General features: G+C 64.2%; 3 protein-coding genes. 2 read left to right on the top strand and 1 reads right to left on the bottom strand.

Annotated features, from left to right (window positions below):
* Positions 1-48: 48 nt before the first annotated feature.
* The gene (locus EN991_RS33475; RefSeq protein ID WP_206519302.1) at positions 49-600 is read right to left on the bottom strand and encodes an FAD-dependent oxidoreductase; all 552 of its coding nucleotides are present in this window, start codon (positions 598-600) and stop codon (positions 49-51) included.
* 150 nt (positions 601-750) lie between these two features.
* On the opposite strand from EN991_RS33475, the gene EN991_RS33480 reads away from it, so the two are divergent.
* Both EN991_RS33480 and EN991_RS33485 read left to right on the top strand, forming a co-directional pair.
* Positions 751-1,287, top strand: coding sequence for a cupin domain-containing protein (locus tag EN991_RS33480; RefSeq protein WP_127370337.1), 537 nt, complete (start codon positions 751-753; stop codon positions 1,285-1,287).
* A gap of 11 nt (positions 1,288-1,298) precedes the next feature.
* Positions 1,299-2,075, top strand: coding sequence for an aspartate dehydrogenase (locus EN991_RS33485; RefSeq protein ID WP_127370338.1), 777 nt, complete (start codon positions 1,299-1,301; stop codon positions 2,073-2,075).
* Positions 2,076-2,179: the final 104 nt, after the last annotated feature.

Consider the following 2,179-nt stretch of genomic DNA (forward strand, 5'->3'; position numbering starts at 1 on the left):
CTCTATCACCATCCCATCCGCGCCGGGTTCAAGGTCTGGCCGAAGCTTCTATGGCGATGGCTGACGAATTCCGGCGCGGATGGGATGGTGATAGAGATCGAGGTCGACGATCTCCTGGTAGGTAAAGCTGTGCGGCAAGGTGGAGCGGCGCAGACTCCGCGCAAACTTGCCGAGGAGACGGCGGCTGAGCGGCCTCGGCGAGAGCATGCGGCCATAGAGTTTCCCGCCCGGCGCTTCGGCAAAGGGATCGGGCTCGTTGATCAAGCGAAAATCGAGCGGCGTGTTGACGGACAGAAAGTGCAGCATGTCCGGCGCGGCCTTGGCGAAAGCGCCCCAGAGCGCATCTTCCTTCTGCTCCCATCCTTCGGGCGCGACCGCACGCAGATAGGCGAGCGCATCCTCGCGGCTGTCGGCGATGCCGGCTTCGGCCGCGACATGGTTGGCGGGTATCCAGACCCCGGCACCGGACATGGCCGAGGTGCCGCCCAACCATTCGCTCTTTTCGATGACGAGCACCCTGAGGCCACCCTTGGCGGCCCGCAGCGCTGCCGAGCAGGCCGCCGATCCCGAACCGATCACCAGAACATCGTACTCGCCCATCGGCATTCCCCTGCCATCATCGACACAGCACTATATAGAGGCACGAAATTTAATCTGTCTACTATTGTGTCGACACTTTTTGCGCTGTACCCTCTCCAGGTCAGCAACGCGCCCGAACGACCTTCGCAGCTCCATTCGACAGGCAGAGCCATGGACGACACCAACCTTCCACCCGCGCCCTCTGGCATCCATGTTTCCGGAACCGAAACGCGCGAAAGCTACTGGCAGCCGGTTCCCGCAAACGGCCATATCGACGTGGCGCTCGCGCCGCACATCGTCGGCATGGAGCACCCCTTCGCGCTGGGCACGCAGTCGGTAGCGCCCGGCGGCTATGTGCGCGAACACACGCATGACCGCAACGAAGAGACGGTCTATGTCATCGAAGGCCATGGCCGCGCCGTCATCGACGGCAAGGAATATCCGCTGGAACCGGACAGCGTGGTGTTCCTGCCGAAGAATGTCCGACACATGTTCATCAACGACGGCGACACGCGCCTGCGCTGGATCTGGTTGATCGTGCCGAACGGGCTCGAGGATTTCTTTCGCCTGATCGGCAAGCCGCGCAAGCCAGGTGACCGTGTGCCGTCCAATTTCCCGCGCCCCGAAAACGTCCTGGAAATCGAGCGCAAGACGGTGTTCGGGGCAGACCTCGCCGACAAGTTCGATCCCCTGAAGCAGAATCCCTGAAGAAGCCTCGGATGGTGACGCTCGGCCTCATCGGCTTCGGCACGATCGCGCGCGAGATCGTCTCAGCTTTCCCAGTGGACTCGGTTTGCTGGGTGGCGCTGATGCGCGAAGGTACCCGCCGCGACTTGCCGGCGAATGTCAGCACTGTCACGCAGCTTGACGCGCTGATCGGTCCGCGCCCCCGGGCGGTGGTGGAGGCGGCAAGCCAGGAGGCGGTGGCCGCTTATGTGCCCGCGCTTCTCGACGCCGGCATCCCGACCATCATCGCTTCGATCGGTGCGTTCGCCGATCCGATCCTTGCCGCGAGGCTGACCGATGCTTCACGCAACGGCGGCGCACGCTTGGTCCTGCCGTCAGGCGCGTTGGGCGGCCTCGACTACCTCAGGGCGATAGCCGCGCTTCCCGAAGCGCGAGTGCGCTACACCTCGCGCAAGCCGCCGGCAGCCTGGATAACCGAGCTTGCCACCCTTGGCCTGTCAGCCGAGGACGACGCGGTATCCCTCTTCGAAGGCACGCCCGCGCAAGCGGCAAAGCTCTATCCGAAAAACCTCAACGCCGCCTTCGCGGTGGCGCTCGCTGCAGGTATCGACAAGGTCACCGTAAGCGTGGTTGCCGATCCGAAGGCTGCCGGCAACACACATGAAATCGAGGTCGAGAGCACCGCCGGCACGGCTTCCTTCCGCCTCGTCAACACGCCCTCAGCCAGCAATCCGAAGACCTCGATGCTCACGGCGCACAGTCTCGTCGCGGCGCTCGGCGAGCTGCTCGACAGGGAGGGCCTCAGCTGATGCCCTTCTTCACCGCCGCCGATGGCTGCCGCATCCACTACCAGACATCGGGAATCGCCGGCCCGCGCCTCATCCTCATCCCCGGACTTGGCGGTGACGGAAGG

This window comes from Mesorhizobium sp. M7A.F.Ca.US.005.03.2.1, from assembly GCF_003997795.1.
Lineage (GTDB): Bacteria > Pseudomonadota > Alphaproteobacteria > Rhizobiales > Rhizobiaceae > Mesorhizobium > Mesorhizobium ciceri.

Excerpts from the sequence above, each read along its gene's own strand:
- EN991_RS33475 (WP_206519302.1), bottom strand. The coding sequence starts at position 600 with ATGGGCGAGTACGATGTTCTGGTGATCGGTTCGGGATCGGCGGCCTGC.
- EN991_RS33480 (WP_127370337.1), top strand. The coding sequence starts at position 751 with ATGGACGACACCAACCTTCCACCCGCGCCCTCTGGCATCCATGTTTCC.
- EN991_RS33485 (WP_127370338.1), top strand. The coding sequence starts at position 1,299 with ATGGTGACGCTCGGCCTCATCGGCTTCGGCACGATCGCGCGCGAGATC.